1 protein-coding gene is annotated in these 296 nt (G+C 62.2%); it reads right to left on the bottom strand.

Going from position 1 to position 296, the window contains the following annotated elements; translation table 11 throughout:
• The coding region (locus EN807_RS34530) for a M24 family metallopeptidase (protein ID WP_135938088.1) at window positions 1-296 on the bottom strand (296 nt) is incomplete at both ends.

The raw sequence follows: 296 nt of genomic DNA, 5'->3' as shown, positions 1-296 counted from the left end.
CCCAGTAATTCTTGTGGACCCCGTTTTGCTCAAAGTAGACAGGATCGCCACGTTCCAGGCGCCGGTCCGAAAGTCCTCCATGTATGAGACTTGTTCGATCGCCGGAGGTGATGATACCGCCGAGCGACGCTGCCCCCGCCTTCACCAATGCGCTAGACACAGCCTCGGCGAGTTCTCGCTCCGCGACTCCAGGCGCGATAGCCTCGATGCCGGCCCGCAGACCCACTTCAACTAGCCGCGCAGCGCCGCGCAGATGTTCTAGTTCCCGCGGCGATTTGATCAGGCGCAGGTGGTCG

It is taken from the genome of Mesorhizobium sp. M5C.F.Ca.ET.164.01.1.1 (genome assembly GCF_004792125.1).
Classification (GTDB): Bacteria; Pseudomonadota; Alphaproteobacteria; order Rhizobiales; family Rhizobiaceae; genus Mesorhizobium; species Mesorhizobium wenxiniae.
This window is presented reverse-complemented; position numbering and strand designations above follow the sequence as displayed.